Source organism: Desulfurobacteriaceae bacterium (genome assembly GCA_039832905.1).
Lineage (GTDB): Bacteria > Aquificota > Aquificia > Desulfurobacteriales > Desulfurobacteriaceae > Desulfurobacterium.
Window position 1 is genome coordinate 232 of record JBDOLX010000103.1, and the last position, 24,040, is coordinate 24,271.

Consider the following 24,040-nt stretch of genomic DNA (forward strand, 5'->3'; position numbering starts at 1 on the left):
GGGGCTTTCACCTCTGACTTACTGATCCGCCTACGCGCACTTTACGCCCAGTAATTTCGCGCAACGCTCGGGACCTACGTATTACCGCGGCTGCTGGCACGTAGTTAGCCGTCCCTTCCTCTCCGGGTACCGTCACGAGGATAGGCTATTAACCCATCCCCGCATCGTCCCCGGCGACAGGGGTTTACACCCCGAAGGGCTTCTTCCCCCACTCGGCGTCGCTGGGTCAGGCTTGCGCCCATTGCCCAAGATTCCCCACTGCTGCCTCCCGTAGGAGTCCGGGCCGTGTCTCAGTCCCGGTGTGGCCGACCACCCTCTCAGGCCGGCTACCCGTCGTAGGCTTGGTGGGCCGTTACCCCACCAACTACCTGATGGGACGCGAGCCCATCCCGAGGCGGCAGCTTGCAAAGCAGAGGCCACCTTTTCACACAACCCATGCGGGTCGTGCGCTTATGGGGTATTAGCCCGGGTTTCCCCGGGTTATCCCCCTCCTCGGGGTAGGTTGCTCACGCGTTACTCACCCGTTCGCCGGTCGCCAGCACCGGATCAAAAGGATCCGGCCTGCTGCCCCACGACTTGCATGTGTTAGGCACGCCGACAGCGTTCGCGCTGAGCCAGGATCAAACTCTCCAGCGGAGAATATATAAATCTCCAAATTTTCTACAGCTGAATCACAACCTGCGGAAACACCTCAAATCTAAGCCCCAAAGGGCTTTCCCTGCTTCCCGCAGGTGCACGCCCCTTATTCTCCTGTCAAAGATCTTTTCGCTTGCGCGAGGTTTAAATTTATTCCTCGCGCCTCCTCTTGTCAACCCCTCGTTTCCACTTTCCTGAGGGGTTTGATTGGCGAGGTGGTAATTTAGGACTTTTACCTTCCTCTGTCAACCTTTCCTTCCAACCCTATTCAATTTTTGACGGTGGCTAAATTTAGAATCTCTATTTAAATTGTCAAGAGGTAAAAGTTATGGAGCGGGCGACGGGACTTGAACCCGCGACCTAAGCCTTGGCAAGGCTTCGCTCTACCAACTGAGCTACGCCCGCCCTTATTCAGTTTTCAATTTTAGCGAATGACTAATATAGTTTCTTCTTCGGTAATGTCAACTTTTTACGAAATGGTTCGAAAGCCTCAAACTATCCTTACAGGATCAACCTCTATTTTATAATTTAATCCACTAAACTTTCTATACATTTCATTTTTTAGGAATGTAAGTCCTTCTAAAAATTTTCCTTCATCCGAAGCTCGCAGAAAAGATATAAACCTGTATCTACCTGCAACTTTAGAAATTGGGGCAGGGGATAGTTTCGGAACATAAAAGAAATTCAAAAGTTTTTCTCTAACACTATTAAACTTTTCCTCCAGTCTTTGGAAACGGGTAACATCTTCAAGCTGAAACTCTAAGAGGACACTCTTTACGAAAGGTGGATAGTTCAAAAGTTTTCTCGTTTCCATTTCCTCTTTGTAAAACTCTTGAAACTTATATTCAGTTGCAAACTTTATAGCTGGCAAGTCAGGGTTGAAAGCCTGAACAATAGCAGCCCCAGGTTTAAACCTTCCAGCCCTTCCCGTAGTGTGAACTATCGTTTGAAATATTCTCTCAGAAACTTTAAAATCGGGCGCTCCCCCTAAAAAGTCTGCCATAAGTATTCCAACAAGAGTAAGTTTCGGAAAGTTGTGACTTTTACTAACAATTTGTGTCCCAACTATTACATCATATTTACCTTCTTTGATATCTTTTATGAGTTTAGATCCTACCTTCGGATCTTTTACGGTATCTTGATCTAACCTAACCACTCTGAACTCAGGATACAAAATACGAATTTCCTCCTCTACCCTTTCTGTGCCATAACCTTTAAATTCAAGTCTTGATTTACAAACAGGACATCTGTAAATAGGTTTATATCTCCTTCCACAAATGTGACAAATTAGCTTTTTCTCTCGCTTGTGGTACACAAGAGGAACAGCACAATCACCACATTCAATCGTAAAACCACAATTAGGACAAAAAGATGTTGCAAAGAAACCTCTTCTATTAATAAATAGAAGAACTTGTTCCCCTTTCTTTACTGTGTTTTCTAAAGAAGTCAAAAGTTCCTTTGAAAAGATGGAAACTCTACTTGCCTTTTGTAGATTAACAACTTTTATAAATGGAAGAGGCACGGTAGAAACTCTCTCTTTAAGTTCCAGTTTTTCTATTTTTCCTTTCTCAACTTTGTAAAAAGTTTCAATGGAAGGCGTAGCAGACACTAAAATGATTGGGAATTTTTCAACTTCTGATCTTCTTAAAGCAACATCTCTTGCATTGTAGTAAGGTTTCTGATGTTCTTTATAAGAACTGTCTTGTTCTTCATCAACGATTATCAATCCGAGATCTTTTATTGGAAGAAGTACCGATATCCTAGTTCCAATAAAAACCTTACTTTCTCCTCTTACCGCTTTTAACCAAACTGAAATCTTTTCCTTTTCTTTTAACTTCCCATGATAGATTCCAATGTTCTTTCCAAAGTAACTTTCAACCCTTGCTCTAAGTTCAGGAGTTAGAAGTAGTTCTGGAACTAAAATCAAAACCGACTTTCCTCTTTTTACATACTCTTCCGCTACTTTAAGGTAAACCTCCATTTTCCCAGAACCTGTAATGCCATAAAGAAGAAACTTTCCTGAAGAAGCTCCCGTCAATTTTTCAAAAGCTTTCTGTTGTGACGGAGTAAGTCTTATCTTTCTATCATCAACAAGGTCTTGAGGTTTATTCTCAAGAATGACCCTTTCTTCCACTATTTCAATAATTCCCTTATCCACAAGCCTTTTAATCACTTGACTGTCAAATCCAATCTCACGAAGATCTTTCAAACCAACTTTCTTATAAACTTTTAAGTACTCAAGCAACTCTTTTGCTCTAGTGCCCTTAACATCTTTTTCATTTACGAGAACAGCAAACTTCTCTGTTGGAATAGAATCTTTCTTTATAGACTCTTCTTTCTCTAAAATTCCTTTAGCAATCAAAGCTTTAAGAACACCATAAAAGTTCGAAAGCTTTACTCTTTTCTTCAATGAAGAAATTTTTGAAGATTTAACGTTTTTAAGAACTTCTATTACTTTTCTTTCAGAAGGAGTCAATTTCAAAGAAAACTTTTCTGTTTTTAGTTTGACAGTGAAAGACTCTGAAACAACAAATCCAGATGGGAGAAAAGAAAACAGAGTTTCCCCCAAAGAAGCGCAATAATAATCAGCAACCCATCTTGCCACTTCTAAAGTTTTTTCCGTAAAAAGCGAAAAATCATCGGGGATATCAAAAAGTTCTTTTATCTTTTCAAGTGGAAAGTCGTCATCAACTTTCTCTTTTACGGAAACTATTATTCCCGTTTTCAGTAAATCACTTTTTCCAAAAGGGACTATAACTCTTTTTCCGACTGCTGGAGGATTTGAAACAACTTTTGGAACTTTATAATAAAAAGTTGAGTCAATAGGAAGATCTAAGGCTACTTCCACAAACAACTAATCTTTCCTCGCCCTTACGGTTGAACCTATTGCCATAAGTAAAAGTAAAAGTCCGGAAATTACAGCAAGAAGAATCACAAATATCTTTAACATCCTAAACCTCGTTTCGAATAAATGAATTTATTACCTCTGATAGTTTCTCCATAGAATATTTAGAAACAGCTTCCTTTCGGGCAAGATTCCCAAGCTTTCTCAAATCTTTAAGAATAATTCTCTCTATACCTTTACTTAAAAGATTCTCATTAAGATCAACCACTTCCCCGAACTCCTTTTTAACTATCTCAGGAAGAACCCCTACATTTGTGACAATGATCGGCCTACCACAAGCCATAAATTCCAAAGGAACCCTTGCTATCATTTCAGAACCAATAGACGAAACAACGCCTATATCAACTGCTGACATTATGTCAACAATATCTTTCCTTTTTTCCGGAATGAAAATGACTTTATCGGAGATTTTTAAACTTTCAGCAAGACCTTTAAGTTCTGAAAGTTTTATATTTTTTTCTTCTCCAACAACTAAACCTTTTACATCTAACCCCTTCTTTAAAAGAATAGACAAGGATTTTAAAAAAAGAGCATGCCCTTTTACAGGGTCTAACCTTCCTACAATTCCTAAGAGTATTGAACTTTCTACCTTTAACTCTTTTCTTATTCTTTCTCTTCCAGATTTTGAGAACCTAAACTTTTCTGTATCTACTGCCCCATGAACGAAAACTTTTGGAATATTTATAACAACATTGTTTAAGAGTTGTTTTGAAGAAAGAATGACTCCATCAACAAACTTTTCGTGTAGAAACCTGTTTAAAACGGTATCTCTAATACCCTTTGCTTCGCCATGAATTCTAAATAGTTTAAAACCCAACTTTTTTTTAAGAAGTGACGCAAAAAGTAGCTCGTCCCCACGTATAGTTATAACAATATCTGGATTAAACTCTTCCAAAACCCTCTTTAAAGAGAAGAAAGGTTTAAAAGGTAAACTTTTTCTTGGATCTTCAATATAAAAAAAGGAAAGTCCTAAGCTTTTTACCTCTTTTTCTGCAGGATAACCTTTTAAAACTGCACAGGCAACGCTACCTTTTAAAATTTTTGCTACTTTTATCCCCAAATCTGTTAAGGCACTGTGCCATCTTTCGTCAAGAACGACGAGAGTTTTCATTCTTTTCTATCTCCCAAAGCTTTAAATACTTTAAAAAGGAATAGTAAGAACTCATGACGCTCACAACGAAACCCTCAAAACCGTCTAAAAACCCTTTTTTCAAAAAATACCTCCTTAAAAAAGCTCCAATGGGAGACGTAATAAGCTTTATGTAAGAAAACCTCTTTCCTTTCTTGTAAAGTCCTTTTGCATAAAGGGTCGTGTAGAGATCTACCTTTCTCAAATGGTCAGATATGGAAGGATAAGAATAATGGAGTAAGTCTCCCTTTAAATATCCAACTTTTCCTTCTACCCTTAAAGACTCGTGAACTAAATCCCCAACCCAAACACACTTTTTTCTCTTCGCAAGTCTTAAATGCCAGTCTGGATACCAAGCGTGTTTTATCCATTTCCCAAGGTAGTTGGTTAAACGATTCACATAATACCCATCAAAGCTTTTTTCCTTTAGCTTTACTTTTTTTATTTCTTCTTTCAATTCTTCGCTTAAGACCTCGTCATCGTCTATGAATAAAACCCACTCTTTTGTACAAAGGGAAAGAAGGTAATTTTTCTGGTTAACAAAGTTATCAAACTTCCTTGTATAGACCTTAGCCCCAAAGCTTTTAACTATTTCCAAAGTTTTGTCCTTTGAACCAGAATCAACAACAATGATTTCGTCAGCAATATCTTTAATACTACTTAGAACTTCTTCTATACACCTTTCAGAATTGAAGGTTAAAATTGCCACACTAAGACTCAAAGAACTTTACCTCTCTTAAAGACTTTATAAACCTTGTAACCAATTTTTGTGGAAAAAGTGAAAAGCCTCCCAAGAACGGTGAAAATGTCTTTACCAAGAGAAACTCTGGGAAGCTCCTTAGGATCTTCTGTTTCATCTATAAAACCTTTTTTTACCGTAAAGATATACTTGTAAATATTACCAGCTATTTTTTTGCTAAACTCTGAATAGTGTCCAAAGGGCCAAGCAAATGTATTAACTTCTATTCCAAGTTTTTTCTCTATTTCTTTCTTAGATGAAACCAAGATATTTTCTATCCTTTTCTTTGCTTCTTCTTTTGTCTCAAAATATCCAAGCCTTCTAAAGCTTTTACCAATTTCTTTTCTTAATGCACTCTTCCAGTTTCCTTCTTTAGGAAAAGTTTTACAGAATTCCAAAAGTTCTTTAGAAGGAAAAAACTTTCTTACATCAAGTTCACTTCGCGTTGGAAAAAAGGGAAGTCCAACGAAAGGTTCTGAACCACCGTAAATATACATTGTCCATTTTGGATTTGTGCCATCGTAAAAGTCAACAATCCTTTCATCATTAGGAAAAGAGAGATGGTCTTTCCCATGAGCACCAAAAGTGAAAATATCCTTCATCTTCTCCATCTCTTCCCACGAGAGAAACTCAGAAGATTTCCCCTTTTTCAAAAATTCCTCGTGAGCTTCAGCCATTGAAGTAGGAGAAAAAAGTTCGTTTTCTGCTACCTTTCCTTTCCAATAGTCTAATAGCGTTTTCCTAACACCGCTTTTCAAAATTCTACCTGAGGACACGAAAATGTGTGCAGGAACTCCCATTTTCTTTAGAATCGGATATGCATAGACAAAGTTATCAGCATAGCCATCATCAAAAGTAATTGCACAACGAGGCTTTTTGTCTTTTTCTTCTAAAATAGCTTCTAAAGGAACTATTTTGAAATGGGTTCTTATTAGCTTTAAAGCTTTTTCGAAAGTTGACAGCGTTAAGTCATCCATTTTGGACTTTCTCGTCGGATAAACCCTGTGAAGAAAAAAGACAACATCTTTCATAAATTCCTCTCTTACTCTCTTAATTGTTTTCAGACTGTTATAATAAACATCATGAAACTAATACTACCATCACCAGCAAAAATTAACCTTTCCCTTTGGGTAAAGGGGAAGAGGACTGACGGTTACCACGAAATTATAACCGTTATGCATACTATAAACCTCATAGACACTATTTCCTTTTTACCTGCTGATAGACTTGAATTTTCAATAAAAGGTAACAACAGCTTACCTTTAGGAAAGGATAATCTAATAATTAAAGCTTGCAAACTCTTTGAGGAAAAAACAGGAATAAAGCCAAAAGTTAAGATTACTTTAGAAAAAAAGATTCCCGTGGGAGCAGGCCTTGGAGGAGGAAGTTCAAACGCCGCAACAACCCTTAAAGGATTAAACATAATATACGGAAAACCTTTAAAAGAAGAGGAACTTTTTGAATTAGCAACTCAGTTAGGTAGTGATGTTCCCTTTTTCTTAAAAGGTGGACTAGCTATAGCCTATGGAAGAGGAGAAAAGTTAAAAAACTACAAGAAAGGGAATTTTAAGATTTTACTAGTTTATCCTTACTTTTCCTGTTCTACAAAAGAGGTTTACGAAGCTATGCCTCCTGTGAAAAAGGATGTCAGCTTAGAGGATGCTGAACAACTAATTGTTATGCCTCTTCTTACAGAGAACTTAAAAGAGCTAGAAGAAAACATGGAAAACGACCTAGAATTATCTAAAGCCTTGTGCATTACACAAGTTAAAGAAGTTAAGAAAGCTCTAGAGGCTATAGGACTTAAGGCATTAATGAGTGGAAGTGGATCTTCGGTCTTTGCTCTAATAAAAGAGGAAAAAATTGACCTTACCCCCTTGAAAAAATTCGGATGGTGGATTAAATTACTGTCAGCAATATAGCTGGGGCGTAGCCAAGCGGTAAGGCAGCGGACTTTGGATCCGCCATTCGCAGGTTCGAATCCTGCCGCCCCAGCCATTTTTTTATGGTGGGAGTAGCTCAGTTGGTGGAGCGCCGGGTTGTGGCCCCGGCGGTCGCGGGTTCGAGTCCCGTCTCCCACCCCATTATGCGGGAGTGGCGGAACTGGCAGACGCGCTGGACTTAGGATCCAGTGCCCTCGTGGCGTGCGGGTTCGACTCCCGCCTCCCGCACCATAAAGAGCGGGCGTAGCTCAGTAGGTAGAGCGAAGCCTTGCCAAGGCTTAGGTCGCGGGTTCAAGTCCCGTCGCCCGCTCCATTAACGGCGGCGTAGCCAAGTGGTAAGGCAGGGGACTGCAAATCCCTTATTCGGCGGTTCGATTCCGCCCGCCGCCTCCATTCTAAAATCAAACAAAAGAAAACCTATGAAAAAACCTATTGGCGTAGAAATTTTTGAAAAAGTTGCCAACCGATACGACCAAATATCTTCTATTTTATCTTTCGGAATAATAAAAAAGTGGCAAAGAGAACTTCTAAAAGATTTAGATTTATCCGATAAAACCGTCTTAGACTTAGCATGTGGAACGGGGGAAATTTCTCATCTTTTTGAAAACAAAACAAAAATGACTATTGGTTTAGATTACTCCTTACCGATGTTAAAAGTTGCAAAATCGAAAAATAAGAAAACTATTTTTGTTCAAGGAGATGCCTTAAATCTACCTTTCAAAGATGACTCATTTGATTTAGTAATTGTATCTTTAGGACTTAGACACTTTGATGACTTAGAAAGGTCTCTAAAAGAAATAAAAAGGGTTTTAAAATCCAAAGGAAAAGTTAGAATTCTCGAAGTTTCCATCCCTCAAAATCCATTCTTACAAAAGTTTTTTGTTGCTTTCCTAAAATTTTTTGTATTACCAATTGGAAAATTTTTATCAAAAGGAGATGTTTCAGAACATCTTTTTGGAACTATTTTAAGGTTTCCCCATAATGAAAGTTTTTTAAAACTTTCTAAAAAAATAGGATTTTCAAAAGGAAAAATAAAAACTCTGTTTTTTGGAATTGCAACCATCTACGAAATTGGTTGTTAACTCAACAGAGTTATGATATATTTTGAATTGTTAGAAAAATTACAAAGGAGGGATACCATGTTAAAGCGTAAGGGTTTTACCCTTATAGAACTGGCAATAGTTCTTGTAATCATCGGAATCATCATCGGTGCGGTTATCAAAGGGCAAGACCTTATTGAAAACGCAAGAATCAAGAAGTTTGAAGCGAAAGCTAAGCAGTGGGAAACTGCCCAGTGGACATTCTACGATAGAAAAGGAAGGTTTGCTGGAGATGGTAACGCAAATGGAACAATAGCTGATAATGACGGCGGTGATGCAAAAACGGATTTAACAACTGCAAACTTTATTAACCCTCCGTATGAAGGGACAACAGGAAATGAAGAAAATACAATTACGATTGGAAGTAAAAAATTCTACGTTCTCTTTGGAAACGATGGTGGATCACCTGCGAAGAATATAATGGTAATTTGCGTTGATCCTACTTGTTCAAATTCCTTTACTAATGACACTCTTCCTTACATCGAGTCCTTAGATACTGCAATTGACGGATCAGCCAACGGAACTGATGGAAACGTAATATGTACTTCTAGTGCTCTTGGAGCTGATTCAACAAAATGGACAGTTAGTCCAACAAGTGCTATAACAAATTCTACTTGTGACACAACAGCAAAAGCTCTCGTTTACTACTTCGATGCTAAGCGCTAATAATAGGGGGGGGATTCTCCCCCTTTCTTTTCCTTTCCTTTTATCCCAACACCCTCTTTAATTCCTCCACGGTCGTATCACCTAATAAAACTTTCAGTCTACCATCTTCAAAGATAGGTCTAAATCCTTTTTTTAAAGCAGTTTCATAAATTTTCACAGGTGAGGCTTGATTTATTATTAGTTCCTCAATCTCTTTATCAACAAGGAGAATTTCTGCAATCACTGTTCTTCCAAGATAGCCCCTAAATTTACACCTTTCACACCCTTTTCCCCTATAAAGGACAAGTTCTTCATCATTTGGAACTCTTAAATATTCTTTTTCTTGAGGAGAAGCTTTATAGGAAACTTTGCAGTGTGGACAAATCTTTCTAACAAGTCTTTGGGCGGAAACGGCTATCAAGGAACTTCCAATTAAGAACGGCTTAATTCCAAGTTCTGCTAATCTCGTAATAGAAGATACAGCATCGTTTGTGTGTAAAGTAGTTAAAACCAAGTGTCCAGTTTGTGCCGCTTGAGTTGCAATTTTTGCAGTTTCTTCATCTCTAATTTCACCTATTAGAATAACGTCAGGGTCTTGTCTTAGAATGCTTCTTAAAGCATTAGCAAAGGTTAAGCCAACTTTGGGATTAACCTGAACCTGTCTTATAAGTTCCCACTTGTATTCAACCGGGTCTTCAACAGTAATTATCGATTTTTGGACGGAGAAAATTTTGTTAAGAATTGCGTAAAGGGTTGTTGTCTTACCAGAACCTGTTGGACCTGTTAAAAGGATTATTCCGTAAGGTTTTTCTATAGCTTTCCTTAAAACGTTGTAGTTATGAGGAGTAAATTCCAGTTCTTCAAGTTTAGGAAGTGCCTCATTCAAACCAAGAAGTCTCATTACAACGGCTTCACCGTAAATCGATGGAAGAGTAGAAACCCTTAGGTCTACTTCCCTATCTCCAACTTTAAACGTTGTTCTACCATCTTGAGGAAGTCTTGTTTCTGAAATGTTTAGATGGGATATAAGCTTTATCCTTGTTACTATTGACGAGTGGATCTCCTTTGGAAGAATAAAACCTAAGGACATTACACCGTCAACCCTGTATCTTACCCTAACGACCGCTTCTGCTGGTTCAATGTGAATATCGGAAGCTTTATCTTTTATACCCTTTGAGATTATGTAGTCAACAAGTTTTATAATCCTTGTATCAAGTTCGCCCGGTGGAACCTCTTCTTCAAGAAGTTCGTCTATGAGTTCTTCTATAGTTTTTGTTTCACCGTAGTACTTTGCAAAAGCTTCCTCAAACTCTGTCTCTTTTATAGCAACGGGCTTTACCCTCAAACCTGTAAATCTTGAAATTATGTCCACAGTTTCCACATCAAAAGGATTAACCATTCCAAGAATAAGGGTATTACCATCTTTTGAAATGGGAATAACTTTGTATCTTTCTGCAAGCTTTTTGGGAATTAGTTCTATAATCTCAGGAGATATGATGTAAGAGGAAAGGTCTACTCTTTCAATACCTTTCTGTTCTGAAAGGGCGTTCATCAACTCTTCTTCAGTTAAAAATCCTAACCTTAAAAGAACCTCTCCTAAAAGTTCTCCTGTTCGTTTTTGTTCTTTTAAAGCTATATCAAGCTGTTCTGGGGTTATAAATCCTAATCTTACGAGTTTATCTCCTAAACGTTCTTTCGACGTAGGCATTATTCAACTCCACAGACCAGATTACCGTATGCATTTTCATAACACGCTACTGTAAAAATGCAACTTCCGGCTTCTGCAGCTAAGTTACTTACTGGCCTACTTAGAAGCAATCTACTTGACACTCCACACTTGTTAGAACCTTTATAAATTTCCAAGTAGTCATCCCCATTACTCGTTCCTGTAGTGGCTTGTTCATAATCTCCCAACTTGTAACACGTTCCTCCCGCTAACCACCAACTTAAAGTAGTATCACTATCATTTCTAATTGTTATACCATAATAACTACAAGCTAATGTTCCTCCTCCAGTAGAAATGTTATTACAAACCCCATCATTGCAGACAATCTTAACAAAACAATCTCCATCAGAATCTAAATCTTGAATGAACCCTTCTACCTGAACATTTGTATCACTACAATACCAATCTTGATTAACTTTTACATAGGTTCCAACTGGTAAACCTGACGCAGTATAATTGCCTGATGTCCTACCACCATCTTCACAGGTCCAAGAATCATCACCCGGAGGAGTAATATTTGTGGATATAGGATATGCCCACCATGGGTTTGAATATACATCTACCTCTAAAGAGTAATTCCCGCAAACAACAATTGTGCCATTACCAGAACTTCCACCACCTCCCCCTCCTAAAGAACTAACAGTAAGAGAAAAGTTTTTGCAAAACTTATAGTCGTTAGTATCTTTTACACATATCTTAAAGGAATAAGTTCCAGGAGAAGAAGGAGTCCCTTCTATCCTTAGAGTTTCATTTTCTTGCCAAGTACTTGAAGAACAATCATTTGCATTAACTACTAAACCAGATGGAATCGTTCCGTTGTAGCACCACCAATAACTACCATTATCGGAAATTCCTCCACTAGCAAAAATCTCAGCAGTATAACTATTACCTACGATAGCTAAGGGCAGATATTGGGTAATAATCTTTACAGGAACTCCTACACAACCAAGGTTTTGTTTTAGTTCTTCCAAAGTTACAACCCTAACTTCATCTAAAGAAGGAAAATAACAAATATTTCCGCTTGCAGAAGTAGATGTTTCTATCTTTGTTCCATTTTCGCAAAAGAAGGTATCACTCTTAGCATCCTCCCCTTTAGAAAAGACAAGAAAAGCAACGTTCTCTATGGTATTTCCTGTTTCATTATTCGTTGCATTTAAGGATGTATACCTAACATCACAAAGTGTAGTTCCTTCCTTTAAAGTCTCGTTGGTTAAATTAGGAGAGTAAATATAAATAATGTCTCTACCGTAACTATCTTTAAAATTTGGATAGTCTGTTTTCAAAGGAAGTACACCTTTTGTCTGGACATATCCAACAACCCAGTCAGCAGCTGTTTCAACTTTTTCTCTTGTTTCTGTTCTTTTATTAAACTTTACGTAGTTTATAAAAGTGGCACCACCAATACCGAGAATTATTCCCAGTATAACAAGAACGATGGCAGCTTCTATCAGGGAAAAAGCTTTTCTCTTCATAACAACCTCTTATAAAGTTTTAAATCTAATACACAGGAACCCTAAAAACTTTAGTTGCATTACTTAAAGAACTGTTATCATAAACCGTAACTTCCAAATCCAAGAAAGAGTCATCTATTTTTGTCGAGTTATCACAGCTTAAATAAATATAACAATATTCACTTCCACCTTCCGTTCCATTTTCAAAATAACTACTGAGAGTATCATTATTAGCAACCCTAACTTCACAACGATAGGGAGGAGTTCCTCCTCTTACGACAATAATCTCTTTCCAATCTTCTCCTTTCACTATCGGAGGTAAAACATTTGTAATAATTTCTAAATCCCTTCCTTTACAACATTTTGATTTAAGTTCATATAAAGATATGTATTGAAATAGATCATTATCACTTAAAGTAATTAAGTTGGCACCTATTATGGAGTCTAACTTTTGGTCTGCCGATGGGGATATTAAAACTGCAACAATGTTATCTACTTCCTTCCCATCTGGGAGAATAACAGATAACGTTGTGCTATCTAAAGAACATAAACTGATAGTTTTATTACTGGCTTCACTATAATAGGCTACGGTTATAGAGTTTCCCCAAGCATCCTTAAAGTCTAGAGAATCTACATTGGGCAAAGTTAAAGAACTGCAAAATTCTTTAATCAAAAATAGTTTGTAAGCTGTAAGCTTTTCTTTTGTAGAATTTACTTTGGCATTTGTAAGAGAATCTAAACAGGACTTTAAACCAATACCAAAAAGGATAGAGAATATAACAAGAACTATAGCCAATTCTATTAATGAAAAAGCTTTTCTCTCCCTCACCTTATTGAACCAACAACTGCTTCTAGTCTCCTTAAAATACTTAAAACTTCCTTTCTGTAAGGATTATAGAATTTGTTTCCTTTTGTCAAATCAAGAAAAATCCTGAAATCTTCTACAGCTTCTTTTAGCCTTCTCTGTTTCAGGTAAGCTATAGCTTCATTATAGTAAATCTCAGGAATAAAAGGATATCTATCCTTTAAGTTCTTAAACACTTCTAAAGATTTCTCAACCTCTCCACTTTCAAGTTTGGAAATTGCCAAGTTTATGCCATAGCTAATTTCCTTAGGATTAAGATCGTAAGCTTTCTTAAAAGCTATTGCTGCGGCCCTTGGGGATTTTAGTTTTAAGTACATAAATCCTATTCCTGCAAAAGCCTCCGCATAGTTTGGATCTATCTCCAAAGCCTTTTTGAAAGCATCTAATGCGTTTGTGTACTTTCCAAGATGAAGATAAGCATAACCTAAGTAGGTGTAATTTTTCGGTGTCTTTCCCCCTTTTGCTATCGCAAGTTTCAGATATCTAACAGCATTTGTGCAGTCTTTTCTTCCCATACAGACTTTTGCCTTTTGAATGTAGAGAGAAACGAGATCTTTTTGTAGATTCTGTTTTTTATTTGAACTCCCAATATTCCTCTTCGGTTTATATCTTTTTTGTTCTCGCTTTTGACACTTTTTTTCCTTAATAATCCACTTTTTGGAAGGAACTTTATAACTTCTAACCACTATAATAGGACTTAATTTATACTTTGAATATCTTCTTTGGAGATTCTTTTTCACAACTTTGCATTTCTCAAGGGACTTAAAAGGACCAACTCTAATAAAGTAGATATTCTTTTGCTTTAAAAGATAAACAGAAGCTGGACAGTTAACGGAAGTTTCATTAAATATCTTTTTTATTCCTTTAAAATTTCTCATTGAAACAAGCTGAACAAAACAAAACTTTTCTTTAGCAAATACATCTATAGTAGAAAAGAATAAACTAAAAACCAAAACTATTCCAAAAAGTTTACTCCCCATTATTACTTTTCATCTTTGGAGTTAACATAATAACAAGTTCTGATTTGTATCTCTTTCTATAAGTATATTTAAAAAGACTACCAAGAAGAGGAATTCGAGAAAGAATAGGAACTTCTACCGTATCTTTAGTCTCTTTATTTTCTATAAGACCTCCAAGAATAACTGTCTCTCCATCTTTAAGCTTTACAACTGTATTAAGTTGTCTAACACCTACGGAGTAAGCTTTTGAATTCTCTATCGGCAATTCTAAAGATGTATCCTTATCGAGACGATTAATTGCTGGAGTAATATTTAAGACAATTTCTCCATTATCTCCTATTTTAGGAACAATAGTTAGAACCAATCCATCTGTTAGTATATTCTCTACTCGTATTTGTTCATTAGTAATAGTCTGATTATCAGTATAAACTGTCCTTTGAAGGGTCTTGTAAACTATCATATAATCCTTTCCCACCTTTATTACAGCAGGTTGTCCATTCATCGCTAAAATTCTTGGAGAGGATAAAACATTCACTTTCCCAAACTGACTAAGAGCCCCTATTAAAGGGTTCGTACCGCTACTGCTGAAAACTTTTATAACTTCAAGCTGGGAGGTTGTGGGTATAGTTGGGATAAAAGAGAATTGGAAATGTTTCCCTAAAAGAAGCTTGTTCCAGTTTACTCCATATTCATTTTGTTTGTTAAGCTGAACCTCTACTATTTTAGCTTCTATAAGGACTTGGCGTTCCGCCTCTTTGTTTAAAGTATTTAAAAGTTTTTCTACCTTCTTTAAAACAGAAGGTTTTGCACTGACAATTACTGTTCCGCTTAGGGGTTCTATTGAATATGAAGCAGATTTATCCTCCTTTAAAATAACTTCTATAGCATTTCTTAAATTTTCCCAAGGGTCTAGAGAATAGTTATTGTTGAGACTAACAGATGTGGTACTCGTAGATGTTGTTCCAGAAGTTCCTCTTCCGCCACCACTTGAAGCATTTATAGAAGAACTAAAAGTTCTTTGCAACTTTAGAAGATTAACATGAAATACCTTTGTTTCCTTGGTAATAATGTAAATATTGTTTCCGTCAATCTTGAACGAATACCCAAAAGGTTCAAGCAAAGCTTTTAAAGCATTCTCTAAAGTTCCTCCTTTTAGTTCTAAATAAACCTTACCCTCTAAATCTTCTGGAAGTATTACGTTGTAATTCGTAATCTTGCCAATGGCAAGGAGGGCCTGGCGAAGACTTGTTCCATCAAAGGAAAGCGTTACTGTCTTGTCCTCTACAGAAAATTCTTTTTCAAAATTTTTCATTTCGCTTAAAGTCGGAGTTTGAACAGGTAAGGGGTTTAACTCAAATACAATTGGAACTTCCTTTTCTTTGTTAGTTTTTACAGTTTTTTCTTTTATAGGAGAAACTACTACTCTTTTCCTGCTATCCCCACATCCAAAAACTAAAAGGAGGAAAACAAGAAAAAACAACCCTTTATTCACCAGTCCCTCCTTGTTTTTCCACCTTCACCGTTCCTCCTCCTTTTAGAAACTTTAACTTAAGTTCTTTCCATATGCCTAAGCAGTTTAGCTTCACTAAGTTTCTGTCTGCATCTATTTTTACAATTTCACAACCTTTGATTATATCCCCTATTCTATGCCATTTTCCATCTATAAGGGCAAGAGTCTCTTCTCCCTTAGCAATACCTTGAAGTTCCATTTGAGGAAGTGATATTCTTTTTCTAACTTTTAACGGTCTAATCACCCTATGATTTTTATTTTTACTACCTTCTCTAAGGCCACTCAAGGGATAGAAAATTTCTGCCCAAGAACTGTCTAAAATAGAAAGAAACCAAAGTAACAAGAGAAGCCTTTTCATTTTGTTCCTCTTTCTTTCAAAATAGGGACTTCAAAAACAAGATTTATAACTAAATTCCTCTCTGGTTTAGATAGATCCAGAACCTTAACCTCCATAGGTATCTCCTTCATAAGATGTTCCAAAAGTTTCATTACATTCTTCTCCTTTCCTTCTCCTTTCAAATTAACAAGGACAAAGTTCAAATTTCCCGATTTTTCCTTCTTTTCTTTAGTGATTAGAGATAGAAGTCTTACTCTATTTTTTATAAAAAGATGAGTTATTTTTTCATTAACAGATGAAGTATCAGGATATTTTGCAACTTTTTTTATTTTTTTTCTCAATTCCTCGTTTTGAGAAAGAAGTTCTTGAAGAGTTTGTTCCTTTCTTTTTAGATCTTGAGAAAGAGAAGACACCTTTCGTCTTAAGGAATTCACTTTTTGTTGCTTCAGAAAAACTTTCTTTGAAAGTTCATCAAACCGATAAACTTCGTAACCTAAAAGCGAAATCGACACTACTATTAAAACTAACCATAAAACATTTTTTTTTAGAAAATCTTTACTCTTCCACATAACGAACCTTTTTCAACTTTATATCAAAATCAGTAATCAATGCTTTCTTTCTAGCCATTTTTGCTGTATCAATAATCTTCACATCTTCAACAAAAGGATTGTTCCTTATACTATTTACCAACTTGTAAAACTCTACAGGAGAAGAGAGATTCCTACAGAAAGTAATAGTAGAAACGTTAAAACTTCTATTTTTTTCAAGGGAAACGGACAGAAGATAAGTGCTAGATGCCCTTTTTACATTTTCAAAACTTTTTAAAAACTCTGGTAACTTATCCCTACTTAGCGAAGTAAGATACTTAACTTCTCTCCTCTGCTGAAAAGAAGTTTCTTGTTTTATCCTCCTATCCAAATCTCCTATTTTCTTTCTAAGTTCCGAAAACTCCTTACTCAAGCGTTGTTCTGTACTTGTAAGAATATTTAGCTCTTGCTGAAGTTCACCATTTTTAATAAAAACAAGCCCCGCTGCCAAAAACATAGGGACAGATAAGGCTAAAGAATAATAACTGAAACGAACAGGAGAAGCTTTGTAGAAGAAAGAAACCTTCCCTTTACTCAGCGCAAAAGGAACGAAAAAAGGAAGTTCTTCTTCCTTTAAAGGAAGTTTAATAAGGTCTAAAACACTTTTTATTTCAAATCTTGAACTTTTGAAAAATTCTAAATCGCCAGATCCATATACTCCTTCAAGCTTTGTCTTTCTATGTTCCCGATAATATTCCAATGTTAATTCTATTGAACTATCAAGAGAAGATACCTTTTTAAATGTTCTAACGTAATCGATAATTCCATTATGAAATACCATAACTATGTAATCATCAAGAAACGAATGGATTAAAACAAAACTTTTATCAGTTTTTCCACTCAAAAAAGAAGAAATAATCTGCGAAGTTGTAGTAAAAGCTTTAAAAAAAGAAAGTTTTGAAAGTATTTCTTTCCTCACTACAGAAACTAGAACTTTATATCCACCATCTGTTGGATACTTGGAGTAAATCCAGTTAACACTTTCTGGTTCAAGGATAAACTCAATATCTCTCAAAACTTTCTGCTTTACTGCAAGGGATAGATGTTTTTCTTTAAGTTCAGGAAAAGTATAGACTTTGTCCATCACAGAAACATCGGTTAATGAAACAACTAGATCTCTTTTTTCCTTTACTTTTTTCAAAGTAGTAGCCAATGTTTTTCTCTTTCTCCTAAAAAACCCCTCCTCAGATAAAAGCCTTAGGTTCCCTTTAAGGTCAATTTCTGCAAATGACCTTTTCATCTACCTCATCTCCGAAATAACATCGTACACAGGTAAAAGTATACCTAATGCTATTATTCCCAAAATCCCCCCTAAGATAAGCTGGAGAGTAGGTTCTATTAAAACAGTCATTGCTTGGATTTTTCTTCTCATATCATCTTCATAAATTTCCGCAAGTCTTAAAAGGGACTTGTCCAAAGCTCCGGTTTCTTCCCCAAGCTTTACCATTCTTATAATCGGAGTCTCAAAGAAGTTAGTTTTTTCCATGGCAATTGACAGCATATCACCGGCTAAAACGTTCTCTTTTACTTTTGAGAAAGCTTCCTTTATAAAAAGGTTCTGTTCTACATGATTTATGATTATCTCAAGAGCATTTATTATTGTTCCGCCACTCCGGTAAACTTCTGCTAAAGCCCTCATATCACGGGAAAGGCTCGCCTTTAAGAAAATAACCCCAACAACAGGAAACTTTATTTTTACTTTGTCCCAGAAGTATTTAACTTTCTGGAACTTTCTAGTTAAAAGTTTAAAAACGACAAAGATTATCACTGGAGTTAAAACTATTTGTTTCCAAAAGAGTGGAACAAACTCTCCAGCCCACAGTAAAAGTTTTGTTGGAAGGGGATAGTCTTTTAATCCCATGGCTGTAATTGCAGGAATTACCTGAGGAACTATGTAACCAAACATTATCGCGATAACAAAAACCATAACAACCGCAACAAAAGTAGGATAGGCAAGGGCTTGTTTAACCTCTTTTTCTATGGAAATAATCCAGTCTAAATACTCTGCATAGTTTTGAAAAACTTTTGGAAGTGCATCGCTATTTTCTCCAACCTTCACGAGACCTATTAAATCCTTTGGGAAAATCTTAACTTCTTCCATCGCTTCAGATAGAGATTTTCCTGCTGTAATCATATCTTTAAGCTGCAATACAACTTTTTGGAAATACTTATTTTTTGTACTTTTTGAAACATCTTCTAAAATCCCTAGAATTGGAATTCCCATATCAAGGGCTCTTCCAACGTAAAAACAAAAATCTGCAAGTTCTTGTTTAGAAATTTTTTTCCTTTTTAAAAGATCAAGGATGGAAAAGTCCTCTAAGGATGAAAACCAGTCTTTTTTATACTCAAGGAGTATGACGTTTCTTCGTGAATAAAGAGACAGTAGTTCGTTTTCATCGTTAGCCTCTATCTTTTCCTCTACAACCTGCCCGTCTACATCCAAAAAAACAACCTTAAACTTAGGCATTCCTAAACCGTACTAAGGTTCTCAAAAGACACTCCAATAACTTTAGAAATTCCCGGTACTTCCATAGTTATACCATAAAGGACATCTGCTGCTTCCATAGTAAGCTTGTTGTGAGTAACAACGATAACCTGAGTTTCAAGAGCCATCTGTTTTAAAAGCTCTATAAATCTTAGTGTGTTAGCATCGTCCAGTGCTGCGTCAACTTCATCAAGAACTACAAACGGTGCAGGACGAACGGAGTAGAGAGCATAAAGGAATGCCAAAGCTACTAATGTCCTCTCTCCACCAGAAAGCAAGTTTATGCTACCGTGTTTTTTACCTGGAGGCTTTGCTTCTATTTCAATACCATCATCTTGTAGGATTAACCTTGCAGAACCTCCCCCAAAGATCTGACGAAAAGCTTTCTTGAAATTCTTATTTACATCATTAAAGGTTTTTGTGAATCTCTTCTCTATTTCCTCATCAAGCTTTTTAATAGCTTCTTTTAAGTTCTTTATGGACTCTACCAAGTCTTTTTCCTGTTCCAAAATAAATCCATAGCGTTCCTTTACTTTCTCATACTCCTCTATTGCTAAGAGATTAACGCTTCCGATTTTTGCTATCTTTTCTTTTACCCTTGAAAGCTCTTCTTCTATCTTATCCTCCTCCTTCACGGTAGAAGAGAGTTCTAAAGCTTCTTGCACACTACTATCAAGATCTAAAATCTTGGATATCGTTTCTTCTTCTTTAACGTTAAGTCTTGCAAGGTTTATCTCTGCTTCCTTTAACTTTTTCTGAACCTCCTGAAGATCTTTAGACTTTAACTTTAAAGCCTCTTCTTTTGTTTTAACTAAACCAGAAATTTCATTTCTTCTTTCTTCTAGAGTCTTTAGCTCAAGTCTTATTTCATTTATGGTCTCATCAACTCCGTTTAAAATATTGTAAGACCTTTCTAAATCTTCTTTAGCTTTTTCTAAAAGCTTTCTATCTTTTTCTATCTTCTTCTCTATTTCTTCAATTTCTCTTTGAAGGGTCTTTATAAATCTTTCCTTTCCTTCCCTTTTCTCCTTAACGTTTCTTAACTTTTCCAAAAGTAAAACCTTGGAAGACGAATAGGATGAAACTGTTTCTCTTTGCTTTAAAATTCTGTCTTCCAAGTCTTTTAATTCATTCTCAAGTTTTTCAAGAAGGGAAATTTTCTCTCCCTTTTTACCTTCAAGTTCTTTAAGCTTCCTTTCAAAAATTTCCATCTTTGAAGAAAAAGAAGCAAGAGTTTCTTCAGCCCGTTTAAGTTTCTCTGAAAGATCTTCCTTCCTTCTTTCAAGCTCTGAAATTTTCTTCTTACTTTCCTTTATCTTTGAACTTAATTCAAAAATTTCCATCTTTTTCTTTTGAATTTTCTCTTTTAAGCTATCAAGTTCCCAATCTTTTTCCCTAAGTTCTTCTTTTAGTGGAGAAAGTTTTTTTCTTAAACTGGAAAGTTCATCAATTTCTTTTGAAAATTTATCTTGAAGTTTCTTTATTTCTTTTTCCATTTCAAGTAAAGAGTTCTGTTTTCCCTTTCCAACCAAAGAACCTTTTCCGGAAAATATGTTTAGACTTCCATCTATGAAAGTGTAATTTGGAAACTTTTTAGCAAGTTCAATAGCTTTTTCTGTCTTTTCAACAAAGAAAACGCCATTAAATAAAACATTTATTAAATTCCTAAACTTCTCATCCTTTGGTTTTACAAAGTTAAGGAGAGGTTCTGCTCCTTCTACTTTAGAAACCTCTACCGGATCTAAATCTAAGCTTAAAAGCCAAACTTCACCGTTTCCCTTTATCCTATCCTTAACCCAAAGAACATCTTCAAAGTTCTCTAAAATAATTCCTGCTCCAAGAAGGGAAACAATTCTTTCCACTACCTTTTCAAAACCATCTTTTACCTCTAAAAAATTGATCAAAAGCCCGACAAAACCCTTTACCTTTCCTGCCTTTCCACTTTCAACTATTTTTTTTTCAAGTCTTCCAAAGTTAAAGGTAGATAAAAATTTCTTTGTGCTTTCTATTCTTGACTTTAAAACTGCTACATCCTCTTTTTTAGAAGCTATCTCTTCTTCAAGCTGATCTATCCGGAAAGTTAGTTCTCTCTTTTCCTCCTTTACCTTTTCTACTTCCGCTTCCAAGGATTTAAGTTCTTCCTTTAAATTTTCTTCCTTTTCTAAAAGTCTTTTTAGTTCTATAGAGTAATACTCTTTTTCCCTATCAAGTTCTGAAAGCTCTTTTGGAAGTTTAGCTTTCAAATTCTTGTAAGACTTAAACCTTTCTTCCTCTCTTGCTACATCAAGCTGAATCTTGGAAATTTGAGTAGTTATAGAAGAAAGCTTTGAACGAAGGTCTTTAATAGCCTTTTCAATTTCTGTTTTTTCCTTTAAAAGAAGGTTTAGTTTATTTTCTTTCTGTTTTTCCTCTTTTTCCAACTTTGAAATTTCAAGTTTAAGCTTTTCTTCTTCTAAAAGAAGCTCTTCAAGTTCATTTTTTACTTTCTGAATTTTTTTAAACTTCTCCTCTCTTTCAAAAGTTTTTTCTTCGATTTCTTTTTTAAGTCTTTCTATCTCTTTTCCTAAGAAGTCTTTCTTTACTGAAGCTTCTTTCTTACTTTTCTCAATTTCTGCAAGTTCCTTGCTGGTTTCTTCTATTTCTTTAGTGATTGTCTCAAACTCGTTTCTTAAAGATTCAAGTGTAGCTTCAAGGTTAGCTATTTCCCTTTCTAAAGAAGTTCTATCTTCCTGGAAAACTTTTAAACTACCTTCTAAAACATCTCTCTTTAGCCTTAAATTTCTTAGTTCAAAGCCCAAAAGCTTAAGTTCAAGTTCACGTTCAAGTTTTTTAAGGCTTTGAAACTCCTTTGCTTTCTCGGCCTGATTTTTTAGATTTCTCAAGTTTTTTCCAACTTCGTTAATTATGTTTTTTACGTTTTCAAGGTTTTGCTCAGCTTCAGAAAGCTTTCTTAAAGTCTCTTCTCTCTTTTCTTTAAAAGATAAAACTTGAGCTGCTTCATCAATCAGAACTTTCCTTTCACTTGGCTTCATTCTCAAAACTCTGTCTATCTGTCCTTGTTCAAAGAACGCGTAATCTTTTGCCCCAAGACCTATTGAAGTGAAGAAATCTTTAATGTCCTTAAGTCTTACTTTTCTATCGTTTATTAAAAATTCACTATCACCGTTTGTTTTTACCTTTCTTGTAAGAAGAACTTTAGAATTTTCACTAAAAAGGTCGTCTTCAGCTAAAAGGATAGAAACTTCTGCTACTTTAGAAGGTTTTCTTCCCTCAGCCCCTTTGAAGATTATATCTTTTATGTTATCTGCCCTCATTCCTTTTATGGATGTATCTCCAATAATCCACTTTAACGCATCAACAATGTTGCTTTTACCACAACCGTTAGGACCAACTATACAGTTTATTCCCTTTGAGAATCTAATTTCCGTTTCATCTGCAAAAGACTTAAATCCCTTAAGTTTTAAGGATTTTATGTACATAGGTTTCCACCTCCTAAGGTAGAGAAATTATCTTATAGTAAAGATAGAAAAGTAAAGTAGTAAAATTTAAATAAGGAGAGGGTGGCAGGAAGCGAAGTGGAATTATTCTTCCTGAATGGAAGAGAAAAATATAATGCTTCCTAGTCCACCCTCTCCTTCCTTGGAGGAATGTATGAAAGTCTTAGGCTGTGATGTATCCAAAAATTTCCTCGTATTTTATGATGGTAATCAGTATACCATTTACGTAGATAATGCAAAAGCCTTTAAAACAACAAAAAAATTACCTCGCAATGCTTCAATAGTAACAAAGTTAGAAGACATAGTTCGTGAAGGAGATATAGTTGTTTTAGAACAAACAGGTTCCTACGGTGTTCGCTACGCTAAAAGATTAGAATCTCTCGGAGTTAAAGTATTTATTGCTGATGGAAAAGCTTTTAAGAGATTTAGAGGACATCGTAATACAACAAAAAACGATTTTGTAGATGCAAAGTTTCTACGCAAAATGTTCCTGTATGAACCAGAAGAAGATGATGAGGAAAATTGGAAAAAATACATCTATCCATTCCACTATGATAGATATCGCTTAAGAACCTTAGTAAGACACAAGATACGTTTAGAAAAAGACCTCACCCGATTTGTTAATAGATTCCGTCAACTCTTAGCAGATATACTTCCAAATAGTGATTATTATGACTACAACCGCAAAAAACTACTCAATCGCCTTGACGAAATAGAAAAAGAACTCCTACAAGTTCCTGATGCTTTGGTAGTTCCAGCCTTAACAGAAATTGAAAAAATAAAAACTACACTTAAAGCAATAAAACTCACAGAAACAGAAATAGAGTCTATAGTCGTAAACCATCCCGATTATCCTATCCTAAAGACTTTTCCTTTCGGTTCCATGACTATGGCAAGCCTTATTGCCTACTATTGGGATGTAAATCTATTCCACTCCAAAGATGCCTTTATCTCCTACGTTCTTATGGGAACAAAAAGAGAACAGTCTGGAACTTCCGTTAATTCAAATAGAACCGACAAAACAAGAACCGAAGTAAAAGCACTCCTCTATATGGTCTATCTACAATCCTTTTTGCCTAACAATCCTCTACACTCCCTTGCACAATGGGTAAAAAGAAACTACACAGGTGGACACCAAAACAAAAAACGCTTCATAAAGTTTGCCCACAAGCTTTTAGAGGTTGTTTATTACGCTTTAAAACATAACCTAATATTCCCTGAAGCCGTTGAATACACTCTTTTTAATATGAAAAAACAATTCCAAGCTTTAGAAAGAATCTCCTACGACGAAGAAAGAATAGCCAATTATCGCTTCCCTGAATACTTCTGGGTTAGGTTCTCACGGCTAAAAACGCTAATCCCTGTGTATCAAGATATTGCTTCCCGTGCGTGGAAGCGTGCCGAGATTATTACAGGGAAACTTAGCCGTGAGAAAGAAAAAGAAGGGGGAACTAATGGGACTAACCAAAAGGGAAACAGCCAAGAAAGTAAAAGAACTGCTAAAACAGGAAGGAATAGAACATACT

Annotated in this window: 18 protein-coding genes, 6 tRNA genes and 1 rRNA gene (1 of these 25 cut by a window edge); 9 read left to right on the top strand and 16 right to left on the bottom strand. The window is 36.0% G+C overall.

Going from position 1 to position 24,040, the window contains the following annotated elements; all coding sequences use genetic code 11:
• The 6 genes from ABGX27_07775 to ABGX27_07800 form a co-directional block, all read right to left on the bottom strand.
• Positions 1-636: ribosomal RNA gene (locus ABGX27_07775) — 16S ribosomal RNA — on the bottom strand (its annotated part extends 231 nt beyond the left edge of the window); the annotation flags it as partial.
• 329 nt (positions 637-965) lie between these two features.
• A tRNA-Gly gene (locus ABGX27_07780) sits at positions 966-1,041 on the bottom strand.
• Between the two features lie 85 nt (positions 1,042-1,126).
• On the bottom strand, positions 1,127-3,484 hold the full coding sequence (gene priA, locus ABGX27_07785; GenBank protein MEO2069393.1) for a primosomal protein N': 2,358 nt from the start codon (positions 3,482-3,484) through the stop codon (positions 1,127-1,129).
• A gap of 103 nt (positions 3,485-3,587) precedes the next feature.
• The gene (locus ABGX27_07790) at positions 3,588-4,652 is read right to left on the bottom strand and encodes a glycosyltransferase (GenBank protein ID MEO2069394.1); all 1,065 of its coding nucleotides are present in this window, start codon (positions 4,650-4,652) and stop codon (positions 3,588-3,590) included.
• A complete protein-coding gene (locus ABGX27_07795; GenBank protein ID MEO2069395.1) occupies positions 4,630-5,379 on the bottom strand; it encodes a glycosyltransferase family 2 protein in 750 nt (249 codons plus the stop codon). Before ABGX27_07795 ends, ABGX27_07790 begins: the two co-directional genes overlap by 23 nt.
• A gap of 8 nt (positions 5,380-5,387) precedes the next feature.
• On the bottom strand, positions 5,388-6,440 hold the full coding sequence (locus ABGX27_07800) for a polysaccharide deacetylase family protein (protein MEO2069396.1): 1,053 nt from the start codon (positions 6,438-6,440) through the stop codon (positions 5,388-5,390).
• Positions 6,441-6,491: 51 nt separating this feature from the next.
• On the opposite strand from ABGX27_07800, the gene ispE reads away from it, so the two are divergent.
• From ispE to ABGX27_07840, 8 genes are all read left to right on the top strand, one after another.
• Positions 6,492-7,331 carry a 4-(cytidine 5'-diphospho)-2-C-methyl-D-erythritol kinase gene (ispE, locus tag ABGX27_07805; protein MEO2069397.1) on the top strand — a complete coding sequence of 280 codons (840 nt, stop codon included), beginning with the start codon at positions 6,492-6,494 and terminating at the stop codon, positions 7,329-7,331.
• 1 nt (position 7,332) lies between these two features.
• Positions 7,333-7,407: transfer RNA gene (locus ABGX27_07810), tRNA-Gln, on the top strand.
• A gap of 10 nt (positions 7,408-7,417) precedes the next feature.
• Positions 7,418-7,493, top strand: a tRNA-His gene (locus ABGX27_07815).
• A gap of 4 nt (positions 7,494-7,497) precedes the next feature.
• Positions 7,498-7,583 (top strand) — tRNA-Leu (locus ABGX27_07820).
• A gap of 6 nt (positions 7,584-7,589) precedes the next feature.
• Positions 7,590-7,665 (top strand) — tRNA-Gly (locus ABGX27_07825).
• 5 nt (positions 7,666-7,670) lie between these two features.
• A tRNA-Cys gene (locus ABGX27_07830) sits at positions 7,671-7,745 on the top strand.
• Positions 7,746-7,771: 26 nt separating this feature from the next.
• Positions 7,772-8,434: a ubiquinone/menaquinone biosynthesis methyltransferase gene (locus ABGX27_07835; GenBank protein ID MEO2069398.1), complete on the top strand. Its 663-nt coding sequence runs from the start codon at positions 7,772-7,774 to the stop codon at positions 8,432-8,434.
• Between the two features lie 57 nt (positions 8,435-8,491).
• Positions 8,492-9,118 (top strand): prepilin-type N-terminal cleavage/methylation domain-containing protein, encoded by a 627-nt coding sequence (locus ABGX27_07840; protein MEO2069399.1) that lies wholly within the window; start codon positions 8,492-8,494, stop codon positions 9,116-9,118.
• Between the two features lie 40 nt (positions 9,119-9,158).
• On the opposite strand, the gene ABGX27_07845 is transcribed toward ABGX27_07840, so the two are convergent.
• From ABGX27_07845 to smc, 10 genes are read right to left on the bottom strand one after another with little or no spacing between them, the layout of a single operon-like run.
• Positions 9,159-10,805: a GspE/PulE family protein gene (locus tag ABGX27_07845; GenBank protein MEO2069400.1), complete on the bottom strand. Its 1,647-nt coding sequence runs from the start codon at positions 10,803-10,805 to the stop codon at positions 9,159-9,161.
• A complete protein-coding gene (locus ABGX27_07850) occupies positions 10,805-12,295 on the bottom strand; it encodes an Ig domain-containing protein (protein MEO2069401.1) in 1,491 nt (496 codons plus the stop codon). Before ABGX27_07850 ends, ABGX27_07845 begins: the two co-directional genes overlap by 1 nt.
• A 25-nt stretch (positions 12,296-12,320) precedes the next feature.
• Positions 12,321-13,103 carry a prepilin-type N-terminal cleavage/methylation domain-containing protein gene (locus ABGX27_07855; protein MEO2069402.1) on the bottom strand — a complete coding sequence of 261 codons (783 nt, stop codon included), beginning with the start codon at positions 13,101-13,103 and terminating at the stop codon, positions 12,321-12,323.
• A complete protein-coding gene (locus ABGX27_07860) occupies positions 13,100-14,119 on the bottom strand; it encodes a tetratricopeptide repeat protein (GenBank protein ID MEO2069403.1) in 1,020 nt (339 codons plus the stop codon). Before ABGX27_07860 ends, ABGX27_07855 begins: the two co-directional genes overlap by 4 nt.
• A complete protein-coding gene (locus ABGX27_07865; protein ID MEO2069404.1) occupies positions 14,109-15,590 on the bottom strand; it encodes a hypothetical protein in 1,482 nt (493 codons plus the stop codon). Before ABGX27_07865 ends, ABGX27_07860 begins: the two co-directional genes overlap by 11 nt.
• Positions 15,583-15,966: a hypothetical protein gene (locus ABGX27_07870; protein ID MEO2069405.1), complete on the bottom strand. Its 384-nt coding sequence runs from the start codon at positions 15,964-15,966 to the stop codon at positions 15,583-15,585. The genes ABGX27_07865 and ABGX27_07870 overlap by 8 nt, the downstream gene beginning before the upstream one ends.
• Positions 15,963-16,457 carry a hypothetical protein gene (locus ABGX27_07875; protein ID MEO2069406.1) on the bottom strand — a complete coding sequence of 165 codons (495 nt, stop codon included), beginning with the start codon at positions 16,455-16,457 and terminating at the stop codon, positions 15,963-15,965. The genes ABGX27_07870 and ABGX27_07875 overlap by 4 nt, the downstream gene beginning before the upstream one ends.
• A gap of 43 nt (positions 16,458-16,500) precedes the next feature.
• Complete coding sequence (locus ABGX27_07880; protein MEO2069407.1) at positions 16,501-17,772, bottom strand: hypothetical protein; 1,272 nt, start codon at positions 17,770-17,772, stop codon at positions 16,501-16,503.
• Complete coding sequence (locus ABGX27_07885) at positions 17,773-18,999, bottom strand: type II secretion system F family protein (GenBank protein MEO2069408.1); 1,227 nt, start codon at positions 18,997-18,999, stop codon at positions 17,773-17,775.
• Positions 19,000-19,001: 2 nt separating this feature from the next.
• The gene (gene smc, locus ABGX27_07890; GenBank protein ID MEO2069409.1) at positions 19,002-22,496 is read right to left on the bottom strand and encodes a chromosome segregation protein SMC; all 3,495 of its coding nucleotides are present in this window, start codon (positions 22,494-22,496) and stop codon (positions 19,002-19,004) included.
• Between the two features lie 172 nt (positions 22,497-22,668).
• Here smc and ABGX27_07895 point away from each other — a divergent pair.
• The coding region (locus ABGX27_07895) for a transposase (protein ID MEO2069410.1) at positions 22,669-24,040 on the top strand (1,372 nt) is incomplete at its 3' end.